Here is a 15,340-nt window from a genome sequence, read left to right as displayed (position 1 = left end):
TTGATAGGGCGGGTCTTCATGCCCGCCCAAGGGTTTTTTTACAGGCGTTCGAAGATCGCCGCAATGCCCTGGCCGCCGCCGATGCACATCGTGACCAGCGCGTACTTGCCGCCGGTGCGCTGCAGTTCGTAGATGGCCTTCACCGTGATGATGGCGCCAGTGGCACCAATCGGGTGCCCCAGCGAAATGCCCGAGCCGTTGGGGTTGACCTTGGCCGGGTCGGCGCCCAGGCCCTTGGTCACGGCGCAGGCTTGTGCGGCGAAGGCTTCGTTGGCTTCGATGACGTCGATCTGGTCGAGCTTCAGGCCGGTCTTGGCCAGCACCGCCTTGGTGGCGGGCACCGGGCCGATGCCCATGATCTTCGGCTCGACGCCGGCGTGCGCGTAGCCCACCAGGCGCGCCAGCGGCTTGGCGCCGGCCTTGCCGGCGGCGGCGGCTTCCATCAGCACCACAGCGGCCGCGGCGTCGTTGATGCCGCTGGCGTTAGCGGCGGTGACGGTGCCGTTTTCCTTGATGAAGACCGGCTTCATCTTGCTGAAGTCCTCGGCCTTGGCGCCGGCGCGGAAGTGCTCGTCCTTCTCGAACGCCACGTCACCCTTGCGGCTCTTGAGCATGATGGGGACGATCTGGTCCTTGAAGCGGCCTTCGGCCCAGGCCTTTTCGGCGCGCTGGTGGCTTTCCAGCGCCAGGGCGTCCTGCTGCTCGCGGGTGATGTCGAATTCCTTGGCCACGTTCTCGGCCGTCACGCCCATGTGGATGGTGTGGAAGGGGTCGTGCAGGGCGCCAACCATCATGTCGACCAGCTTGCTGTCGCCCATGCGGGCGCCAAAGCGGTTGGTGAGGTTGGCGTAGGGCGCGCGGCTCATGTTTTCGGCGCCGCCGCCAATCGCCACGTCGTAGTCGCCCAGCAGGATGCCCTGGCTGGCGCTGACGATGGCCTGCAGGCCCGAGCCGCACAGGCGGTTGACGTTCATGGCCGGCGTCTCCTTGGCGCAGCCGCCGTTGACGGCCGCCACGCGGCTCAGATACATGTCGCGCGGCTCGGTGTTGACGACGTGGCCGAACACCACGTGACCGACGTCCTTGCCATCGACCTTGGCGCGCGCCAGCGCTTCCTTGACCACGGTGGCCGCCAGATCGACGGTGGGAATGTCCTTCAGGCTGCCGCCAAAGGTACCAATGGCGGTGCGCACACCGCTGACAACGACGACTTCACGGGCCATGACTCAAGTCTCCTATAGGGATGGGGGTTGGGATTTTTGCAGAACCACACCGCAGTATGCCGCGTGCGGGCGACGCCTGGCTGACACGGCAGCGGGTTTTTTTTTGGCGGATGTGACAGTCACACGCTTGTCATGGACCGGGTCTAGCGTAGGCGCGCTCGGGCGCCCGGACTGCCCGCAAGGAACCACGATGAGCGAAGAAGAAATGATGAAACGCCTGCGCGGCGAACTGCTGGACGGCTACGACGAAGAGCTGGAAATGGAGCTGGAAGACCGCAACATCGACGCCGTGGCCGGCGTGATGACCGATTCGCCCGCCTACCGCAGCGCGCGCCAGCAGTACTTCAGGGAGCTGTTCCGCCTGCAGGGCGAACTGGTCAAGCTGCAGGACTGGGTGCAGCACACCGGCCACAAGGTGGTCATCATCTTCGAAGGGCGCGACGCGGCCGGCAAGGGCGGCGTCATCAAGCGCATCACCCAGCGCCTGAACCCGCGCGTGTGCCGCGTGGCCGCGCTGCCCGCGCCCAACAACCGCGAAAGGACGCAGTGGTACTTTCAGCGCTACGTGTCGCACCTGCCGGCGGCGGGCGAAATCCTGCTGTTCGACCGCAGCTGGTACAACCGCGCCGGCGTCGAGCGCGTAATGGGCTTCTGCACCGACGCCGAGCTGGAGGAGTTCTTCCGCAGCGTGCCCGAATTTGAAAAGATGCTGGTGCGCTCGGGCATCCAGCTCATCAAGTACTGGTTCTCGATCTCTGACGACGAGCAGAACCTGCGCTTCCTGGGCCGCATCCACGACCCGCTGAAGCAATGGAAGCTCAGCCCCATGGACCTGGAAAGCCGCCGCCGCTGGGAGGACTACACCAAGGCCAAGGAGGAGATGCTGCAGCGCACCCACATCGCCGAAGCCCCTTGGTGGGTGGTGCCCGCCGACGACAAGAAGAAGGCGCGCCTGAACTGCATCACCCACCTGCTCAGCCAGATGCCCTACGTCGACAGCGAGCGGCCCGTGATCGAGCTGCCGCCGCGCGTACGGCACGACGACTATGAGCGGCATCCGGTGCCGGATGGGATGGTGGTGCCGCAGGTATATTGAGTTGCGCCGTTGGCGTGGACGGAGTTCGCGTTCACATCATGAGCGATTCGCTGATCAGATAAAGGGTTAATGCTACTTTTGTGATAGTAATTTCACTTGTGCAGCCGTGCGTAGACAGTTGAACCGCGGTGTCCAAAAGAGCGCCGTTGTCGCTTTTTGGGTGTAAAAGGCACCATATTTGCCAAAAATTGCACACATATGGATTATCCCAATGGTTTGATTTGGCAATAAAGAGCTACATTTCGGCCACTCATATCACGGTGGCTGCCATGCACAACACTCCATTGATCGCTCCAACGCCGCATGTGCTCGGCGTCGGATTGGCCATGCTCCTGGGCCTTGCAGGCAGCGCACATGCGGGTCCGCTGAATGACACCGGCGTCGAATATTGCCGGACCCATGAGCCGCGGTATGAGGATCGCACGCAGACGGCCGTAACAGCCACCACCACTTGCGAGAAGATGCCCGTGCACGGTGGCGAGGACGCTCGCTACGGGCGCGACGCTGCCGCGGTCAAGGGCCAGTTGACCAAGGCGGGCGCCAGCACGCCGGTACAGGTGGGCGTCGATGGCGCGGGCAACCCGATCACTCAGGCCAACGGGTTCGACTTCACGAAGATCAGCAACAGCGGTGCCAAGCTCCCGGCCACGGCGACACTGGGCACGGGGCCAGACGACTGGGGCTGCACTTACGACAATAACACCGGCCTGCTGTGGGAGGTGAAGACCTACGACGAGGCTCCCGCTAACAAAGGTTTGCGCGACGTGGCGTGGACTTACGTGTGGCACAACCCGGACCGTACCTACCGCCCGACTCAAGCGTCAACCGACGGTGATGGCGCCAAGTGTTACGCCATCGGCACCTGCGACACCGTGCAATACACGGCCGCCGTCAACAAGGCGGGACTGTGCGGCAAGTCCGATTGGCGTATGCCGACACGTCTGGAGCTGCACAACCTTGTGGACTACGGGCGCCCTGCGCCCATGATCGATCCAATGTACTTTCCAAATACCCTGGGTCCAAGGTTTGAAGGGACTTATTGGACGGGCACGTCCTACGCCATGCGGCATACAAGCGCGAAGCACAGCGTGGCATTCGTGAACTTTGATTATGTTTCGAGCAACGTGAAGGGAGAGCCCTTTATAGCACGTAGCGTGCGGCTCGTGAGAAATGGTCTTTGAAGTCTCATCCAGGTATCGACCAGACGCACAAATTGCCGCACGGCCTGGCGGGTCAAGCATTTGCCAGCGCGTTCGGTTTAAGGAAAGAGCCATCATGAATGTCATCCGAAATGTCGTTGCCCTCAGCTTGATCGCGTTGACCGGACTGGCGCACGCGCAGGCGCCTGGTCAAATGTGCCCGTCGGTGAATCCTTCTCCGTACCAGGGCAACCCCAATCCGGTTGCTGATCCCACTTATGCATTGACCACACCAGACAGTGCTTTCTCCGACAACGGCGATGGCACGGTGACCCACCTGCTCACCGGGCTGATCTGGAAACGTTGCCCAGAGGGGATGACCTGGGACGGCAAGACGTGCACCGGTCTGGCCGGCCGGTTCGTGTGGGACCAAAAGTCTCCCGAGATGGTTGTTTTCGATCAGGTGGACAAGGTCAATGCGGGCGCCCCCGGTACACAGAATCTGGGCTACACCGACTGGCGCCTGCCTAACATCAAGGAACTGGATTCGATCGTCGAATGGGGTTGTGACAAGCCCAAAATCAATATCACCCAATTTCCTCTGTGGCAGTGGAACACCAACGGCACCGGCTATGGGTATTTCTGGTCGAGCACGCATACGCCTCAACTAGAGGGTGCCACTCTGGACTACGTTCTCTCGATGAATTTTGACTCAGGCCCTGACGGCTATCGCAACGGTACCGGTGCGCCGACGTACGCCCGGCTTGTGCGCGGCGGCCCAACGTTGCAGAACTTCGACGCGCTGGCCATTCCGCCGGTGTTGTCGGGCGTTGCGCCCGCAGGCGTGGTGGGGACGACTTATGTCGGCTTCACGCCCACCACTGGGCCGAACAACGTCACGCTGCCGGTCACCTACGCCATCACCGGTGGCGCGTTGCCGCCGGGACTGGTGTTTGACCCTAAGACCGGCGCCATCACGGGCACGCCCACGAAGGCGGGCATCTATCCGCTGCAGATCGTCGCCACCAACGCGGGCGGCATCAGCCCGCCGCTGTCGATCACCATCGTGGTCACGGCGCCGCAGCCGCCGGCGGCGCCCACGCCAGTGCCGACGCTGGCCGAAGGCGCGCTCTGGTCGCTGATCGCGCTGTTGGGTGGGCTGGGGATGCGCGCGCGCCGCAAGAAAAACGGTTGACGGGTTGCGGCGCACGTCAGGCGACTAAGAACGGCCCTTCGGGGCCGTTTTTTTCGTCCGCACGTGGCTTTACTGGACGCAGCTTTGATGCGGGCGCAAGGGGGCCTGATGGCGAGCGGGTGTCAGGCGTCCCGCACGTCCGCCACCGGCTCGCGGCCAAAATCCGGCCGCCCCAGATACGCCAGCACGCGCCGCGCGGCTTCGTCGGTCGAGGTGAGCTGGCCGCCGGACTTCAGGCGCTCGAAATTGCCGCGGTCGGGGAAGTCGGCCGCGTCGGCGCCGCGCAGCTGGGCCTGCATGTCGGTGTCGATGACGCCGGGCGCCAGCGAACAGACGCGCGCGCCGTTGGGCGCCTGCGCTTCGTCCAGCGCCAGGCAGCGGGTGAAGTGGTCCATGCCCGCCTTGGCGGCGCAGTAGCCGGCCTGCGACGCCATGGGGCGCCGGCCCAGGCCGGACGAAATATTGAGCACCCGGCGCACGCCCGGCCAGTCGCGCGTGGCGTTCAGGAAGGCGGCGGTCAGGCGCATGGGCGCTTCGAGTCCCAAGCGCAGCGCATGGGCCAGGTCGTCGCCGTCGGCATCGCGCAGCGGCTGGATGGCGGGAATGACGCCGGCGTTGTTGATGAGGGTGGCGCTGGCAAACGCGGCGGCGTTGTGCCCGCGCAGCCAATCGGCCAGGCGCGTGGCCACGGGGCCGGCGTCGGCCAGGTCGGCCTGCCACGAATGCAGGTCGGCGCTGGCAGCGCTGGCCGTGGCCTGCAGCGCCGGGTCGGGCTGGCGCGACAGCGTCAGCAGCGTATGGCCGGGCGCCAGCAACTGCTGCGCCATGGCCTGGCCCATGCCGCGCGATGCGCCCGTGAGGATGTAAAGGTGGCGGCTGGCACTGGCGGGCATGGGTGGTGGCTCCAGAAAAACAAAAAGGGTGCCGCCATCATGCGACACCCTTCACTTTTCGTATCGCGGCCCGCGCATCAACCCGAAGGTTGAATGCGGAACGCGCGAGCCGACGAGTGATCGATCCAGCGATCAGGGCAGGTTGATCGGGGTGATCTTGCTGCCGCCCACGGCCACGCCGGCTTCCAGGCCGACGTTGGTCAGCACGAAGCTGGCCACGGGCTGCTGGACGGTCTTGGTGTCCACGTGGCCGTTGGCGCCCACGGTGCCGATGGCCACGGTGGCGTCGGCGTCGGCCGTCCAGCCGTTGCTGTTGCGGAACTTCTGCAGCGCGTCCTGCGTGTTGAACACGTAGATGACCGAGCGCGACTGGCCGCCGGCCTGGAAGCCGATGGAGGCGCTGGTGGTGCTGTAGTAGTTGACGGTGCTGCCGCCCACGCGCAGCGCGCCCTTGCCGTGGTCGGCGCCGACCACGAAGGAGCCACCCACCACGGCCGGGAACACCAGCACGCCAGCGGCCTTGCTCACCATTTCGCGCGAACCCGGCACCGTGCTGTACAGGCGCGACAGCGTCTCGTTGACGGCCGTTTCCATCGCGGCGCGGCTGCTGGCCGGCGCGGCCTTGGACGTTTGCGTGGTGGTGGTGCAGCCGACCATGGCGACGCTGCCCAGACCCAGCGCGATGGCCAGCGAAACGGTACGCAGGTTGATTTTTTTCAAGATGAACTCCTCTGAGGGGGTGGTTTAAAAACAGTGAATGCACTGTAGCCGCCGGCCAGCGCACGTCCCGTAGGACGGCTGCCCGTACCGACGTGGCGCGATATGCCACATGCCGGCGGGCGCGGCGGCCTGGTCAGAAAGGCGCCGGGCTGTGCAGCGCCAGCGCATCGCCCGTGATGGGGTGCGCCAGGCGCACCTCGCACGCATGCAGCATCAGGCGCGGCGCGTCGTCGGGCGGGCCGTACAGCGTGTCGCCGACGATGGCGTGGCCGATGGCCTGCAGGTGCACCCGCAGCTGGTGCGAGCGGCCCGTGACCGGCGCCAGTGCCAGCCGCGTGACGTGGCGCGCCGCGTCGTAGGCCAGCGGCTGCCAGCGCGTCAGGCTGGGCTTGCCGATGTCGTGGTCAACCTTGCTGCGCGGGCGGTTGGGCCAGTCGACGATGAGCGGCAGGTCGATCTCGGCCCAGCCGTCGGGCGCGCCGGCGGGCAGATCAAGCCGGCCGTGCACCAGCGCTTCGTACCGCTTGGCGATGCGGCGTTCGGCAAAGGCGGCGCCCAGCAGGCGCTGCGTGGGCAGGCTGCGCGCCAGCAGCATTAGCCCGCTGGTGGCCTGGTCGAGCCGGTGCACCACCAGCGCGTCCGGCCAGCGCTGCTGCGCCCGCGCGCTCAGGCAGTCGGCGCGCTCGGGCCCGCGTCCGGGCACCGACAGCAGGCCGGCGGGCTTGTCCAGGGCCAGCAGGTGCGCGTCTTCGTACAGCGCGTGCAGCGCGTCCGGTGTGGGCGTTTCGGCCTGTGCCGAGCCGTCGGCGGTCACGCCGACAGCACCTGCGCCAGCTCGTCCGCCGACACGCTGCGCGCACTGCCAAAGCCGGCCACCTGGCGCGCGCCGGTTAATTCAAGCGTGACAAAGCGGAAATCGGGCAGGGCGGTCATCGGCTCGGCCTCTGGAAAGCGCTGCAGGTAGGCGGCGCGGGCCGACGCCCAGGCGTCCGACCCCGGATCGGGCGTGCCCGCCAGCGCCTGCAGGGTGACGCGCGGCAGGTCATGCACCGGCTCGCCCGGCTGGTCGGCGCCGGTCACCAGCAGCGACACGCGCGGTTCGGCCTGCATGTGGCCCGTGTGCCCGGCCAGGCCGCTGACGTGCAGCACCAGCCGGCGCGTGGCGGTGTCGATGGCGTACGGCACCATCGACACGAACACGCCGCCGCTGGCGTCCAGCGTGCCCAGTGCAGCAAAGCGGCGCGCAAACAGCAGATCGCGCAAGGTGTGGCCAAGGCGGGGCAGGTGGGCGGTGGTCATTTTGGTGGCCTAAAACGAAACGGGGAGAGAAAACCGGACGCGAAGGACGCGAAGGGGCGCGAAGGACGCGAAAGAAACAGCCAATGAATTTTTTGGTTTTTTTTTGCGTCCTCTGCGAAATCTTTGCGTCCTCTGCGTCCGGCTGTTGATTTGATATAAAAATGCGTCCCAGCGCTTGTCCAGAAAGCGCATAATGCTATCAATTTGATAGAAACGCGCCGCGCCTTTGGCGCCACATCAACGCAGGTTGCCGCTGCTGGCCTGGCGCATCTGAAGCACATCCAGCGGCGACACTTCGGCCGCGCGGTTGCCCCAGGCGGTGCGGATGTGGCTGAGCACGCTGGCGATTTCGGCGTCGTTCAGTTCCAGCACGAAGGGCGGCATGCCGAACGGGCGGGGCCGGCCTGCCGTGGCGGGGCCGAAGCCGCCGTACAGCATGACTTGCAGCAGGTTCTGCGTCTGCGCCATGGTCACGGCGCGGTTGCCGGCCAATGGGGGGTAGGCGCCGGGCACGCCTTCGCCCTGCTCGCCATGGCAGGCCGCGCATTTCTGGCCGTAGAGCTTTTCGCCCGCGGTGGCCAGGCGCGTGCGGGTGGGCGGCGCAGCGGGCGCGGCGGGCGGCGTGGCCTGCGGCGGCAGCGCCTTCAGGTAGGCGGCCACGTCGGCCAGGTCGTCGGCGCTGAGGTACTGCGTGCCCTGGAACACCACTTCGGCCATCGGCCCGCTGGCCACGCCCAGGCGCGACGCGCCGGTGTGCAGCAGGGCGGCGATCTCGGCCTCGGGCCAGTCGCCCACGGCGGCTTCGTGCCGCGCGACGAGCGAGGGCGCGTACCAGCCCATGCCGGGGATGGGGCCGCCGCTCAGGTCGCGCCAGTCGGCGCCGCCCAGCCGGTCACGGGCGGCATGGCAGGCCGAGCAGTGCGCCACGCCATGCACCAGATAGGCGCCGCGCTGGGCGCGCTGACCCAGCGAAGCGTCGCCCGCCGAGCCGCCGGGGCGAAAGTACAGCGCGCGCCACACCGCCAGCGCCGCCTGCGTGCCATAGGGCCAGCGCAATTCATGCGCCGCCGGCCGCTGGTGCAGCGGCGGCAGGCTGCGAAAGTAGGCCAGCAGCGCGTCGCTGTCGGCCCGCGTCAGCAGCGTGGTGTGCGTGTAGGGGAAGACCGGGTTCAGCAGCCGCCCGTCGGCCGAGCGGCCGTGGTGCATGGCGCGCCAGAAGGCGGCGGCGCTCCAGCGGCCGATGCCCGTGTCGTCGTCGGGCGTCAGATTGCTGGTGTAGACGGTTCCGAAGGGCGTGGCGATGGGTCGCCCGCCCGCCGCCGGCGGGCCGCCGCGCGCCGTGTGGCAGGCGAGGCAGTTGCCCACGCGCGCCAGGTAGGCGCCGCGCTGCACCGTGGCGGCGTCCGCTGCGGCGGGTGGCGGCCCGGCCACGCGGATGCCGTCGTTGAAGTTGAGGTGCCACAGCAGCGCCAGCGTCACCGCCGCCAGCGCGATCAGCGCCAGTCCGGCGCGCCGCAGCGCGGTCAAGGGCGCCCCCTGACGACCGGCGCGGCGCCGCACTTCAGGTCGGCCCACTCGGCTTCGGGTTCGGGCCGCTCGGGCGCGGGGCGGGCGTCGGCCGGCACCGGCTGCAGGGCAAGCCAGCTGACGACGGCGTAGGCATCACGGTCGGACAGGCGCTGCACGATGCTGCCCATGCAGTCGGGTGCGTGGGCGCGGCGCTGGCCGGTGCGCCAGCCGCCCAGCTGCGCGGTCAGGTAGTCCTGCGGCAGGCCCAGCAGGCCGGGCACGTCGGGCAGGGCGCCGGTCAGTCGCTGGCCGTGGCACTGTACGCAGGCGGGCAGGCGCTGGCCGGGGTCGCCCTGCAGCGCCAGGGTGCGCCCGCGCGCCAGCACGTCGGCCGGCGGCGGGCTGGCCGGCGGCGCGGGCGGTGGGTACGGCACCTGCATGGCGGCGAAATGGCGCGCGATGTCCATCAGGTAGTCGTCGCTCAGCACATCGACCAGGCGCGTCATCAGCCCGTAGTGGCGACGGCCGTCGCGGAAGTTGAGCAACTGGTGGTACAGGTAACCGGCCGGCTTGCCGGCCAGGCGCGGGTAATCGCCGTCCGGCCCGGCGCGGCCCTGTTCGCCGTGGCAGGCGATGCAGGCCAGCGTGCGCTGGGCCATGTCGTCCTGGAACGGCGCGGCGCGCACGGCAGTGGATGCGCCCGCCAGTGCCAGCGCCGCCCACAGCCAGGCGCGGGCCAGCCGGCGCAGCATTTCCGGCGCCCGCAGGGCCTTCATTGGGTGGCGCCTCGGGGCGGCGAGCGTCATCGCACCAGGATCTCGGTGCGGCGGTTGCGCGGCTCGTCGACTTCGTCGTCGGTGGGCACCAGCGGTTCGCGCTCGCCGCGGCCAACGGCGTCCACGCGCGCGGGGTCGAACCCCCGGTCGATGAACAGCTGGCGCACCGCCTGCGCGCGCTGCAGCGACAGCGCATCGTTGGATTCGACCGAGCCGACGCGGTCGGTGTGGCCGACAACGACGATCTCGCCGCCCGGCCGCTCGGCCGCGCGGGCCAGCACGTCGGACAGCTCGGCCGTCGATTCGGGCGTGAGCTGCGAGCCGCCCGGCATGAAGTACAGCGAAAAGCGCAGCGCCGGCGCCGGGCTGACGGCCAGCAGCTGCCGGTAGCGCTTGTTGACGCTGGCCGCATCGGCCTGCACCACTTCGACGTTGCCGGGCGCGCGCACTTCGGCGCTGGCGTAGGGTTGCGACAGCACGCGGTGCGCCGTGCCCGATTGCACCTCGACCGCGGCGCCCGGCACATTGGGCTGCGGCAGCAGCACCACGCGCGTGGCCGGCGCGCACGCCGACAGGGCCAGCGCCAGGGCCAGTGCCGACGGCCAGACGGCCCCCGGCGCGGCGCGGCGCGCGCGCGGCTCGCTCACGGGTTCTCCTCGACGATGAAGTCGGTGCCGCGCACGCCGACCACGGTGGTCGGCGTGGTCACCTTGACCTGCTCGGGCCGCAGCTTGGCGATCAGCCCGGTCGCCATGCGCAGGCTGCCGCGCAGCAGATCGACCAGCACGTTGCCTTCCTGCGTGGTGGCGTTGTAGGCGAAGGCGGACAGGTTCATCACGCTGTCGGGCCCGACCGACAGCACCGTGCCGTCGCGCAGGATCAGCGACGCGGCGCTGCCGGGGCCGGTCACCAGGCGGTCGGTGGCGTACACCGGCCCGCTGACCACGGCCGCGCGGTGCACGTTGCCGCGCACCACCGTCACTTCGCCCTGCACGGCCTTGAAGGTGCCTTCGCGGCCATCGGCCCCGGCGGCGGCAGGCGCCGCGCTCTGCGCCCAGGCCGCGGCGCCCAGGCCCAGCGCCAGCATGAAAAAGCACACGATTCGTTTCAAAGCAGGCATCAAAACCTCCGACAAAAGGGGAGCCGGCACCCGCCAAACGGTTGCCATACCCGGATGCTAACGCAGCCACCACCCGCATCGGCTTGCGCTGCGACAATGGCGGCCCTTCAACGCACACCCGTACCCTGTTGCCGACGACCGCGCCGCCAACCCTCATCCTGGCGCCCATGGAGGGCCTGCTCGACCACGGTCTGCGCGCGATCCTGACACGCGTGGGCGGCGTCGACCGCTGCGTGTCGGAATTCATCCGCATCACCGACCAGCTGCTGCCCGCGCGCAGCTTTACCCGCGTGGTGCCCGAACTGCTGACCGGCAGCCGCACCATCGCGGGCGTGCCGGTGCGGCCGCAGCTGCTGGGCAGCGACCCCACGTGCCTGGCCGAGAACGCCGCGCGCCTGGCCGAACTGCAGCCCGCCGGTATCGACCTGAACTTCGGCTGCCCGGCCAAGACCGTCAACCGCCACCGCGGCGGCGCCGTGCTGCTGCAGGAGCCGGAGCTGATCCACGCCATCGTGGCCGCCGTGCGCCGCGCCGTGCCGGCGCGCGTGGCCGTGTCGGCCAAGATGCGCCTGGGCTACGACGACGACGCGCGCCTGCTGGACGTGGCGCACGCCATCGACAGCGCCGGCGCCAGCGAACTGGCGGTGCACGCGCGCACCAAGGCGCACGGTTACCGCCCGCCGGCGTACTGGGACGCCATCGCCCGCGTGCGTGAGGCGGTGCGCCTGCCCGTCATCGCCAACGGCGAGATCTGGAGCGTGGCCGATGCCGCGCGCTGCCGCGCCGTGACCGGCTGCGACCGCCTGATGCTGGGGCGCGGCATGGTGCGCAGCCCCGGCCTGGCGCTGGCCATCGGCGCCGCGAGTGGTCAGGGTGCAATGCTGCGCGACGTTTCGCCGGCGTCCTACAGCGGCGCCGCGGTCGCCGCCCTACCATGGCCGCGCCTGGTGCCGCTGCTGGCGGATTTCTGGGCCGATGTGTGCCGGCGGGTCGAACGGCGGCACCGCGCGGGGCGCCTGAAGCAATGGCTGAGCACGCTGCGCGTGGCCTACCCCGAGGCGCAGCAGGCGTTCGACGCGCTGCGGCTGGTCAACGACCCGGCGGCGATCGATGCCTGGATGCTACAAATAACGGAGCTGTCTGCGCAGTACCAGCCAGCGCCAGAGCCTGAAATATTGTCATGAATGTGATCGCCACGGCGATCTGAAGGAACCCCGTGGCCACCAGCCTGCTTGCCCTGCTCGACGACATTGCCACCGTGCTGGACGATGTCTCCGTCATGACCAAGGTCGCCGCGCGCAAGAGCGCCGCCATGGCCGATGACGTGGCCGTGCTGACCAAGCTGTCGGCGCAGAAAACCGCCGGCGTGCTGGGCGACGACCTGGCGCTGAACGCCCAGCAGGTGACGGGCGTCAGCGCCCACCGCGAGATTCCGGTGGTGTGGGCGGTGGCCAAGGGCTCGCTGCTGAACAAGGCCATCCTGGTGCCGGCGGCGCTGGCGATCAGCGCCTTCGCGCCCTGGGCGGTGACGCCGCTGCTGATGGTGGGCGGCGCCTTCCTGTGCTTTGAAGGCTTTGAAAAGGTCGCGCACAAGTTGCTGCATCCCGGCGAGCAGGAAGCCTCCAAGCTCGACCAGCTGAAGCACGAGCTGGCGCAGCCCGACGTCGACCTGGCCGCGATGGAAAAGGACAAGATCAAGGGCGCCGTGCGCACCGACTTCATCCTGTCGGCGGAGATCATCGCCATCACGCTGGGCGCCGTCGCGCAGGCCGATTTCTGGACGCAGCTGGCGGTGCTGGTCGGCATCGCGCTGCTGATGACGGTGGGCGTGTACGGGCTGGTGGGCGGCATCGTCAAGCTGGACGACCTGGGCCTGTGGCTCAGCCGCAAGGCCAGCGGCACCGCGCAGGCCATCGGCCGCGGCATTCTTTGGCTGGCGCCGTGGCTGATGAAGTTTCTGTCGGTCGCCGGCACGGCGGCGATGTTCCTGGTGGGCGGCGGCATCATCGCCCACGGCATCGCGCCGCTGCATCACCTCATTCAGCAGTGGCGCGAAGCGGCGGGCGGCATGGGGTGGCTGCTCGAGCAAGCGGCCAACGCGGGCGTGGGCATCGTGACGGGCGCGGCCGTGGTGGCCGTGGTGACGCTGTTCAAGAAGCTGCGCGGCCAGCCCGCCCTGGCGCACTGAGCGAGGCAGCCGCCGCGCGGGGCGGCATTTTCAGGTCAGGCTGCCCCGGATTTTCTCGTCTGCCAGGGCGATTTTTTGGCCATTTTCAGGCGCTTGCGCCCGCGCCGATTTTCTGTATTTTGGCGTTGCTGGCCGTAAAAAAATGGCAGGGCTTGAAATGTGATGCCGAGTTATGCTATGTTAAAGGCATGACTTACGCAACCAAAGGAAATATCAGCACCCCCCGAATGGGCCAATTATGACGGCGACTCGATTCTCATGCAGGATTCGAGCTACCACACCCCGTGCTGGCGGCACTGGGTGAACCGCCAAAGAACGTCCGGCATGCGCGACATGACCTGGGACGAACTGCATGACCGCTGGACAGAGGCTTTCGGCGCCGTGGAAATGCGCGCCCCCCGCAACACCAGCGTCGCCGAGATCGAACGGATTTTGCACCGGCCCGCACGCTCAGCGCCGGTCAGCCGGGCGCACTGAGTTCGGCCGCCCGGCTGGCTTTCGCGGCCGGGCGTATTCGGTGGGATTATTTTCCTGACCGCTGAAAATCAGTGGGGGAAACAGGTCCGTGATTTTTTCGGGCGGCGATAAAAATGCCGCCCGAAAATCACCACGCGCTCAGTCGACCCCGGCCGCCACGCCCACCGTCTTGCGCAATTCGCGCTTGAGCAGTTTTCCGCTCGGATTTTTCGGCAGCGCCTCGGCGAACACCACGCGCTTGGGGCTCTTGAAGTGCGCCATGTGCGCGTTGCAGTGGTCGATGACGGCCTGCGCGGTCAGGTCCTGGCCCTGCTTCACGACGATCACCGCCGTCACGGCCTCGATCCATTTCGGGTCGGGCAGGCCGATGACGGCGACCTCGCTCACCTGCGGCAGGCGGTAGATCATCTCCTCGACCTCGCGGCTGGCGACGTTTTCGCCGCCGGACTTGATCATGTCCTTTTTGCGGTCGACCACGCTGATGTAGCCCTCGTCGTCGATGGTGCCCAGATCGCCCGAGTGGAACCAGTCGCCGCTGAAGGCCGCCGCCGTGCGCTCCGGGTCGTTGAAATAGCCCAGCATCAGGTGCGGCGAGCGGTGCACGATTTCGCCCACTTCGCCTACGGCGACGTCCTGCATGTCGTCATTGACCACCCGCGTTTCCACGTTCAGCACGGCGCGGCCGGCCGAGCCGGGCTTGCGCAGCTGGTCATCGGGGCCGAGCATCGTCGCCAGCGGCGCGATCTCGGTCTGGCCGTACAGGTTCCACAGCCGCACCTTGGGCAGGCGGCGCGCGATCTCCTTCATCACCTCCACCGGCATGATCGACGCGCCGTAGTAGCCCTTGGCCAGCTGGCTCAGATCGGTCTGGTCGAACAGCGGCGAGCGCAGCAGCGCGATCCACACCGTGGGCGGGGCGAAGAAGCTGGTGATGCCGTGCGCGGCCATCAGGGCCAGCAGGTTGTCGGGCGTGGGTTGGCTGGTGATGTAGTTGGTCGAGCCGACGTAGATCGCCGGGCCAAAGAACACATCGAGCTGCGCGCAGTGGTACAGCGGCAGCGCGTGCAGGGCGACGTCGGCTTCGGCCACCTCGGCGTTGATGCAGCAGCTGACGTACTGCCACAGCACGGCGTCGTGCGTCAGCATCGCGCCCTTGGGCGAGCTTTCGGTGCCGCTGGTGTAGACGATCTGCAGCAGGTCGGTGCTTTGCAGCGGCGTGTCGGGCAGCGGCGCGCTGCACGCGGCCAAGTCGTAAAAGCTGACCATGCCCTCGGCCGGTTCGCCGGGGGCTTCGCCGGGCAGCCAGATGAAGTCTGTCACTTCAGTTTCGATAGCGGCCGCCGCCCGTGCCAAGGGCGCCAGGCCCGAATCGGTGGCCAAGGTCCGGGCGCCGGCGTGGCGCAGGATGTAGGCGACTTCTTCTGCCTTCAGCATGAAGTTGATCGGCACCAGCACCGCGCCCAGCCGCGCCAGCGCAAAGCGCAGCGCGGCAAAGCCGTGCGAATTGCGCGCCAGCACGGCCACCTTGTCGCCGCAGCGGATGCCGCGCTGCGCCAGCCCGGCGGCCAGGCGCGACACCAGCGCGTCGAATTCGGCATAGGTCCAGCGCGTGTCGCCGCAGGCAATGGCCAGTTTGTCGGGCAGGCGGATGGCGGTGCGGCGCAGGATGTCGCCCACGGTCTGGCGGCGGATGGCGGGGTTCATG

16 protein-coding genes are annotated in these 15,340 nt (G+C 68.2%); 6 read left to right on the top strand and 10 right to left on the bottom strand.

Annotated elements, in window-relative coordinates:
- Window positions 1–38: 38 nt before the first annotated feature.
- A complete protein-coding gene (gene bktB, locus R0D99_RS10900; protein ID WP_317748269.1) occupies window positions 39–1,223 on the bottom strand; it encodes a beta-ketothiolase BktB in 1,185 nt (394 codons plus the stop codon).
- A 190-nt stretch (window positions 1,224–1,413) separates the two neighbouring features.
- On the opposite strand from bktB, the gene ppk2 reads away from it, so the two are divergent.
- The 3 genes from ppk2 to R0D99_RS10885 all read left to right on the top strand — a co-directional run bounded on the left by ppk2 (window position 1,414) and on the right by R0D99_RS10885 (window position 4,653).
- Window positions 1,414–2,319 (top strand): polyphosphate kinase 2, encoded by a 906-nt coding sequence (gene ppk2 / locus R0D99_RS10895; protein WP_317748268.1) that lies wholly within the window; start codon window positions 1,414–1,416, stop codon window positions 2,317–2,319.
- Window positions 2,320–2,588: 269 nt separating this feature from the next.
- The gene (locus tag R0D99_RS10890; protein ID WP_317748267.1) at window positions 2,589–3,500 is read left to right on the top strand and encodes a DUF1566 domain-containing protein; all 912 of its coding nucleotides are present in this window, start codon (window positions 2,589–2,591) and stop codon (window positions 3,498–3,500) included.
- Window positions 3,501–3,594: 94 nt separating this feature from the next.
- A complete protein-coding gene (locus R0D99_RS10885; RefSeq protein ID WP_317748266.1) occupies window positions 3,595–4,653 on the top strand; it encodes a DUF1566 domain-containing protein in 1,059 nt (352 codons plus the stop codon).
- 122 nt (window positions 4,654–4,775) lie between these two features.
- Here the strand turns inward: R0D99_RS10885 and R0D99_RS10880 are convergent, their stop codons facing one another.
- From R0D99_RS10880 to R0D99_RS10845, 8 genes are all read right to left on the bottom strand, one after another.
- Window positions 4,776–5,546 carry an SDR family NAD(P)-dependent oxidoreductase gene (locus R0D99_RS10880; RefSeq protein ID WP_317748265.1) on the bottom strand — a complete coding sequence of 257 codons (771 nt, stop codon included), beginning with the start codon at window positions 5,544–5,546 and terminating at the stop codon, window positions 4,776–4,778.
- A gap of 132 nt (window positions 5,547–5,678) precedes the next feature.
- Window positions 5,679–6,266, bottom strand: coding sequence for a YSC84-related protein (locus R0D99_RS10875; protein ID WP_317748264.1), 588 nt, complete (start codon window positions 6,264–6,266; stop codon window positions 5,679–5,681).
- Between the two features lie 133 nt (window positions 6,267–6,399).
- Window positions 6,400–7,080, bottom strand: coding sequence for an RluA family pseudouridine synthase (locus R0D99_RS10870; protein WP_317748263.1), 681 nt, complete (start codon window positions 7,078–7,080; stop codon window positions 6,400–6,402).
- Window positions 7,077–7,565, bottom strand: a complete 489-nt coding sequence (locus R0D99_RS10865) for a HugZ family protein (protein WP_317748262.1) — start codon at window positions 7,563–7,565, stop codon at window positions 7,077–7,079. The genes R0D99_RS10870 and R0D99_RS10865 overlap by 4 nt, the downstream gene beginning before the upstream one ends.
- A gap of 237 nt (window positions 7,566–7,802) precedes the next feature.
- The gene (locus R0D99_RS10860; protein ID WP_317748261.1) at window positions 7,803–9,092 is read right to left on the bottom strand and encodes a cytochrome c; all 1,290 of its coding nucleotides are present in this window, start codon (window positions 9,090–9,092) and stop codon (window positions 7,803–7,805) included.
- Window positions 9,089–9,850 (bottom strand): c-type cytochrome, encoded by a 762-nt coding sequence (locus tag R0D99_RS10855; RefSeq protein ID WP_317748260.1) that lies wholly within the window; start codon window positions 9,848–9,850, stop codon window positions 9,089–9,091. The genes R0D99_RS10860 and R0D99_RS10855 overlap by 4 nt, the downstream gene beginning before the upstream one ends.
- A gap of 26 nt (window positions 9,851–9,876) precedes the next feature.
- The gene (locus R0D99_RS10850) at window positions 9,877–10,497 is read right to left on the bottom strand and encodes an OmpA family protein (protein ID WP_317748259.1); all 621 of its coding nucleotides are present in this window, start codon (window positions 10,495–10,497) and stop codon (window positions 9,877–9,879) included.
- Complete coding sequence (locus R0D99_RS10845; RefSeq protein WP_317748258.1) at window positions 10,494–10,970, bottom strand: FecR domain-containing protein; 477 nt, start codon at window positions 10,968–10,970, stop codon at window positions 10,494–10,496. The genes R0D99_RS10850 and R0D99_RS10845 overlap by 4 nt, the downstream gene beginning before the upstream one ends.
- Window positions 10,971–11,137: 167 nt before the next feature.
- On the opposite strand from R0D99_RS10845, the gene R0D99_RS10840 reads away from it, so the two are divergent.
- The 3 genes from R0D99_RS10840 (at window position 11,138) to R0D99_RS10830 (ending at window position 13,635) form a co-directional block, all read left to right on the top strand.
- Complete coding sequence (locus R0D99_RS10840; protein WP_317751076.1) at window positions 11,138–12,154, top strand: tRNA dihydrouridine synthase; 1,017 nt, start codon at window positions 11,138–11,140, stop codon at window positions 12,152–12,154.
- A 32-nt stretch (window positions 12,155–12,186) separates the two neighbouring features.
- A complete protein-coding gene (locus R0D99_RS10835; RefSeq protein ID WP_317748257.1) occupies window positions 12,187–13,158 on the top strand; it encodes a DUF808 domain-containing protein in 972 nt (323 codons plus the stop codon).
- Window positions 13,159–13,482: 324 nt separating this feature from the next.
- A complete protein-coding gene (locus R0D99_RS10830; protein ID WP_317748256.1) occupies window positions 13,483–13,635 on the top strand; it encodes a hypothetical protein in 153 nt (50 codons plus the stop codon).
- A 138-nt stretch (window positions 13,636–13,773) separates the two neighbouring features.
- On the opposite strand, the gene R0D99_RS10825 is transcribed toward R0D99_RS10830, so the two are convergent.
- Window positions 13,774–15,339, bottom strand: a complete 1,566-nt coding sequence (locus tag R0D99_RS10825; protein WP_317748255.1) for an acyl-CoA synthetase — start codon at window positions 15,337–15,339, stop codon at window positions 13,774–13,776.
- Window position 15,340 lies beyond the last annotated feature (1 nt).

Source organism: Ottowia sp. SB7-C50 (assembly GCF_033110285.1).
Classification (GTDB): Bacteria; Pseudomonadota; Gammaproteobacteria; order Burkholderiales; family Burkholderiaceae_C; genus Ottowia.
The sequence above is the reverse complement of the archived record's forward strand: the minus strand, read 5'-3'. Positions and strand labels throughout refer to the sequence as shown.